Origin of the sequence: Dietzia sp. Cai40, from assembly GCF_014145165.1 — a bacterium.
In the GTDB taxonomy this organism is placed as follows: domain Bacteria; phylum Actinomycetota; class Actinomycetes; order Mycobacteriales; family Mycobacteriaceae; genus Dietzia; species Dietzia natronolimnaea.
Genome location: NZ_JAALEB010000217.1, coordinates 1 through 5,684, shown reverse-complemented (window position 1 = coordinate 5,684; position 5,684 = coordinate 1). Strand labels below are relative to the sequence as shown.

At 71.6% G+C, this 5,684-nt stretch carries 6 protein-coding genes; 4 read left to right on the top strand and 2 right to left on the bottom strand.

The genetic code is table 11. The features are described 5' to 3' along the window. The 3 genes from G6022_RS09135 to G6022_RS09125 all read left to right on the top strand — a co-directional run. Nucleotides 1–841 (top strand): alpha/beta hydrolase (locus tag G6022_RS09135; RefSeq protein WP_182691420.1); only part of this gene is annotated, 841 nt, incomplete at its 5' end. A 40-nt stretch (nucleotides 842–881) separates the two neighbouring features. Further along, nucleotides 882–1,319, top strand: a complete 438-nt coding sequence (locus tag G6022_RS09130) for a nitroreductase family deazaflavin-dependent oxidoreductase (RefSeq protein WP_182639810.1) — start codon at nucleotides 882–884, stop codon at nucleotides 1,317–1,319. Between the two features lie 57 nt (nucleotides 1,320–1,376). After that, nucleotides 1,377–2,306, top strand: coding sequence for a patatin-like phospholipase family protein (locus G6022_RS09125; RefSeq protein WP_182639809.1), 930 nt, complete (start codon nucleotides 1,377–1,379; stop codon nucleotides 2,304–2,306). Nucleotides 2,307–2,324: 18 nt separating this feature from the next. On the opposite strand, the gene G6022_RS09120 is transcribed toward G6022_RS09125, so the two are convergent. Then, on the bottom strand, nucleotides 2,325–3,581 hold the full coding sequence (locus G6022_RS09120; RefSeq protein ID WP_182639808.1) for a glutaminase: 1,257 nt from the start codon (nucleotides 3,579–3,581) through the stop codon (nucleotides 2,325–2,327). A 175-nt stretch (nucleotides 3,582–3,756) separates the two neighbouring features. On the opposite strand from G6022_RS09120, the gene G6022_RS09115 reads away from it, so the two are divergent. After that, a complete protein-coding gene (locus G6022_RS09115; protein ID WP_182639807.1) occupies nucleotides 3,757–4,359 on the top strand; it encodes a fasciclin domain-containing protein in 603 nt (200 codons plus the stop codon). A gap of 132 nt (nucleotides 4,360–4,491) precedes the next feature. Here the strand turns inward: G6022_RS09115 and G6022_RS09110 are convergent. Next, the coding region (locus G6022_RS09110; protein ID WP_182691418.1) for an FAD-dependent oxidoreductase at nucleotides 4,492–5,684 on the bottom strand (1,193 nt) is incomplete at its 5' end.

The window sequence follows — 5,684 nt, the reverse complement described above, 5'->3', positions numbered from 1 at the left end:
GGCGACGACGACGAGGTCCGCAGCCCGACGCCGCACGCCGTGGCGGACGGTGCTCCTCCAGCCGTGGCCCCTCCGGCCGCGCGGCGTCGAGGCCCGCACCCACCTCGCCTACGGACCTGACGCCCGCGCGACCCGGTTCGACCTCTACACCGGGAGAGGGACCGAGAGCGCGCGCGGGGTGTTGATCCACATTCACGGCGGGCACTTCCGCGCGGGCGGGCCGAGCCGGGAGTCGCGGGCGATGCTCTTCGACCACGCGCTCCGCGGCTGGGCCGCGATCAGCACCACCTACCACCTCTCGTCCACGCCGGAGGCGGGCTTCCCGCAGCATCTCGTGGACGTCAAGAGGCTGATCCGCTGGATCCGCACGGAGGGCCCCGCGCACGGTATCCCGGCGGACGCCCCGATCGTTGTGGCGGGCAGCTCGGCCGGCGCGCACATCGCCATGATGACCGCTCTGACCGCCGGCGACCCGAGATTCCAATCCGGCTTCGAGGACCTGGACACCTCCCTGGCGGGTGCGATCGGGCTCTACGGCTACTACGGCCGTCTGGGCGCGGCGACCAAGGACCTCTCCGACCCGGTCCGCCACCCGGCGGAGGGCGCGCCCCCGATCGCGATCATCCACGGTACCGACGACATGTACACCCCGGTCAAGGGTTCGCGCAGGCTGGTGCGGCACCTGCGGGGCGGGTCGTCGAACCCCGTGGTCTACGCCGAACTCCCCGGCGCGCAGCACGGGTTCGACGCGGTGCAGTCCGCCCGCTACCTCGCGGTGATCGCGGCGCTCCGGAGGTTCACCGAGCCCCTCGCCGGGTCGGGCGTAATGTCGCCTCGGTGACGACCCACCGAGCGGGATCGCACTGACGAGAGAGGCCATCATGCCGTTGTCCGGCGAGTACGAGCCCAGCCCCAGCACGTGGGTGCGGGACCAGGTCGAGCAGTACGAGAAGAGCAACGGGGCGTCGGGCTCCGAGCTGTCGGGCATGCCGGTGGTCATCGTGACCACCGTGGGCAAGAAGTCGGGGAAGCTGCGCAAGACTCCCCTGATGCGGGTCGAGCACGACGGTTCCTACGCCGCCGTCGCCTCCCTGGGCGGCGCACCCACCCATCCGGTCTGGTACTGGAACATCAAGGCCCACCCGCACGTTGAGGTGCGGGACAAGGACCGGGTCGGTGACTTCGTCGCCCGCGAGGTGACCGGTGCGGAACGCGACCTGTGGTGGGATCGGGCGGTCGCGGTGTACCCCGACTACCGCGACTACCAGGAGAAAACCGAGCGGACGATCCCCGTCTTCGTGCTCGACCCCCGGGACTGAGGTCCCTCACCACCGCACCCACCGATCCCGGTGCCCTGCCACCTCAGGAGGCCTCGAATGACCCGAATCGCCCTCGTCCTCGGATGCGGTGGCACCATCGGGGGCGCCTGGACGATCGCGGCCATGCACGCCCTCGCCGAGCAGACCGGATTCGATCCCCGCGACGCCGACGTTCTGCTGGGCACCTCGGCGGGGGCCGAGTTGGTGACCATGGTGGGCGGCGGCGTCGGGGTCGACGAGTTGGTGGACATGCAGCGCGGACGGGCCCGGGACCCCAGGCTCCGCGAGCACATCGCGTCCACCCCGCCCGGCAGGCCGCCGCTGCCCCGGCCACCCCTGCTCAATCCCGGACTGCTGCGCACGCACTCCGGCCTGGCCGCCTACGCCGGGATCGCCCCCAGCGGTCGAGGCGACATGGGATGGCTGCAGCGGTTGGCCGAGGGGTTCGAGGTGGGCTCCTGGTTGCCCCACCCTGCCGCCCGGATGGTCGCCTACGACATCCGCGCCGGTGAGCGGGTCGTGTTCGGCGCACCGGGTTCGCCGATCGCGACCGTCGGCGAGGCGCTGCGCGCGTCCTGGTCGACCCCCGGGTGGATGACCCCGGTCCCCATCGGCGACCGCATCTTCGTCGACGGCGGAATGGGGTCGACCGCCTCCGTGGATCTGCTCTCGCCCGAGGACGCGGACCTCATCTACGTGATCGCTCCCATGGCGTCGGCTCCCGGCGTCCGTGTGCCCGGACCCGGCGGCCGGCTCGAACACCGCCTGATCCGACGACCGATGTCCGCGCAACTGGCCGCCGAGATCGCGGTCGTCCGCGCGCGGGGCACCACGGTGGTCCCGATCCTTCCGACGGCCGTCGATCTCGCGGGGCTGGGTGCCCACTTCATGAGCAGCACCCGCCGGGTGGCAGCGTTCGAGTACTCCATGAGGACAGCCCCGGACACCGTGCGCATCGCGCTGTCCGACGCAGGCGTCGGCGCGTGAACCCCGGCCGACGAGGCGTCAGCGGGCCGCCCGCCGGGTGACCGGTCGGGACCCGTCGCCGAGGTCCGGGTCGGGGAGACGGCGGCCGGGATCCGCGAGCCCCACCGGGTGCCCGTCCAGCGACAGCCGCCGCATGGACTCGAGCAACATGCGACGCGCGCTCGCGTTGACCGAGGAGACGCGGCTCAGGTCGAGGGTCACCTCGCCGTCACCAGGTGGGATCTCGGCCAGCCGACGCAACACCTGTTCGGCGCTCGCGAACGTCATCGGCCCCTGGAGGCGGAACGTGCGCCTGCCGGTGATCTCGTCGAACCGCACCGAACGGACGGCCTCGACCTCGGTCACCGTGGTGTTCATCAGGTGGAGTTCCAGGTCGCGCGAGAGCCGCTCGAACGTCCGGACCCCCTCGACGCTGTGTCCGTGGTCGTCGAGCCGCGGGGAGAAGACACCGAGGCCCACCTGGCCGGGCAGGGCACCGAAGATCCCGCCGGACACCCCGCTCTTGGCGGGGATCCCGACGGTGGACATCCAGTCGCCGGCCGCGTCGTACATCCCGCAGGTGGCCATGACCGCCAGCACCTGCCGTGCCACCGGCGCGGAGACGACGCGCTCGCGGGTGACGGGGTTGATCCCGCCGGTCGCCAGGGTCACGGCCATCACCGCCAGGTCGCGGACGGTCACCCGGTAGGCGCACTGGCGGGTGTAGCCGCGCACGGCCTCGTCGGGGTCGTCCTCGATGATCCCGCTGGCCCGGACCAGGTTGGCCATCGCCCGGTTCCGGAACGCGGTGCGCAGCTCGGAGTTCATGACGGCCGCGTCCACCTCCAGGCGCCGACCGGCGAACGAGGACAGCCCGGCGGCCAGTGCCTCGTCACGCTCGTCCTCGGTGGCGCCGACCGGCCCGACCAGGGTGTGGGTGGTGATGGCTCCGATGTTGATCATGGGATTCCGGGGCCTGCCGCTGATCCTCTCCAGGGAGATCTGGTTGAACGCGTCCCCGGACGGCTCCACGGCCACCTTCTCCAGGACCGCCTCGATCCCGCGGTCGCGCAGTGCCAGCGCGTAGGCGAACGGTTTGCTCATCGACTGGATGGTGAACTCGGCGTCCGCGTCGCCGGCGGTGTAGACGACGCCGTCCATCGTGCAGGCAGCCACGGCGAACCGGTCCGGGTCGACGGCCGCGAGTTCGGGGATGTAATCGGCGAGGTGCCCGTCCGCGCCCGTCGAGCACAGGTCGCGGATCTCGAGTAGGTAGTCAGGTACCGGGGTCTTCACGACCTCAGGGTGTCACGGCGCCCTCCGGTCGCGCGCCCCGACGAGTCTCTCCCGTGGGATCGGGGATGCGTCGCCGAGGTTAACGGCAGTACAACGATTGTGTCTCACCGGTTACATCTGTCGCATCAGTCCCGTCACACTGGGGTTACCCCCGACCCAAGACGAAAGGTTGCTCATGAAGCGGACGATCGCAGTAACGGGAGCTATCGGACTCGCAGTGTTCATGGGGGCGTGCGGCACGGACGACACGGCCGACGACGCCACCACCACTGAAGAGACCACCATGACCACGGAGATGACCACCGAGGAGACGACCGAGGAGGAGATGACGGAGGAGCCGGCGGCCACCGGCAACATCGTCGAGACCGCGATGGCCGCGGGGAACTTCACCACCCTCACGCAGGCGCTCGAGGCCGCGGGCCTGGTGGAGACCCTCGAGGGTCCCGGCCCCTTCACGGTGTTCGCTCCGACCGACGAGGCCTTCGCGGCGCTGCCTGACGGCCAGCTCGACGAGCTCCTCGCCGATCCGACCGGTGACCTGGCCCAGATCCTGCAGTTCCACGTGATCGAGGGCGACGTCATGGCCGAGGACGTCATGGGAATGGACGGCGAGACCGTCGAGACCCTCCAGGGCGGCGAGTTCACCATCGAGGTGGAGGGCGAGACCGTCATGCTGGTGGACGGAGCGGGCAACCGCATCACCGTCATCCAGACCGACGTGCCCGCCACCAACGGCGTCATCCACGCCATCGACGGGGTCATGATGCCCCCGGCCTGACAGGCACGACAGGGCCGGTAACCCGGCCGCGCCCCGGCTCGACCCGTCACGGGTCGGGCCGGGGCGTTCCTCTGTCCCGGGTGGTCGTGGGAGCCCCCGGAAAATTGGACGACCGTCCAATCGGGGGCCGGGTCAGACCTCGTCGTAGCGCTTGAGGTCCCGGGTCGCCGGACCCTCGAGGAGTTCGCCACACGCAGAGAACCGCGACCCGTGCCACGGGCAGTCCCACGACCGCTCCGCCTCGTTCCAACTCAGCGCGGCGCCCATGTGCGGGCACAGGAGCCCGACCCTGCAGGTCCGGCCGTCGTCCCCGGTCGCCTCGCCGATCGGCCGGAGGGTCGGCCGGGGCCGACGCACCGTCGCCTGAGCGGCGGTGGCCGCGAGCTGCACCGGGAGGTCCGCGTACAGCGAGACCGCGGTACGCAGGACGCCCGTGACCGAGGGCTTGCCGAAGGAGACCCGGGGCTCACGCCCGCTGAGCCGGTCCACCATGATGCCCGCCGCCGCCGGCGCGCCCGTCAGTCCCCACTTGCTGTACCCGCCGGCGAAGTGCACCCGACCCTTCCCCCACGGCATGGGGCCGGACTTGGGCACCAGCGTGACCGGGTGGAAGTCCTGCGCGGACCAGCCGTGGGTGAACTCGGCCCCGGGGAAGTGCTTGGCGGCGTACTCGCGCAGTGAGTCGATCTTGGAGTCGGTGCCCGCGGCCGTTCCGGTGCGGTGGCCGTTTCCGCCCACCAGCAGGACCTCGCGGTCCCCCACGGGCACGGTCCGAAGGGAGCGGACCGGGCTCTCGACCGAGCCGTACATCCCCTCCGGCAGCCCGCCGGGGTACTCGAACGCGCACAGGTAGGACCGCTCGGCCTCCATCGTCGCCGCGGTGGTGCCACGGTCCAGGGCCGGGGACGCGGTGGCCAGGACGACGTCCCGCGCCGAGCAGGTGCCGCCGTCACTGCGCACCTCCACGTGGGCGTCCCCGTCCTGCCCCCGCACGTCCAGTCCGGTGACACGGGAGTGCTCGACGATCCGGACACCGAGCGCCGTCGTCGCGCGGACCAGAGCCGCGAGCGCCTCGACGGGGTCGAGCTGCATCTGATCGGGCAGTTCCACGGCGGCCCGGGCGGGGAACGGCACGTCGATCCGGTCGTACCACCGGGCGGGCAGCCCGAGAGCGTCGAGTGTGCGCTTCTCCGAGCGCAGGGTGCTGGTCCCCTTGAGGCTGCGCGAGAAGGTGACCGCCCGGGGTCGCTGCACGTCCACCCCGTGGGACCCGCAGAACTCCGCCCACCAGTCCAGGCCGTACTGGTTGGCCTCCGCGTAGGCGC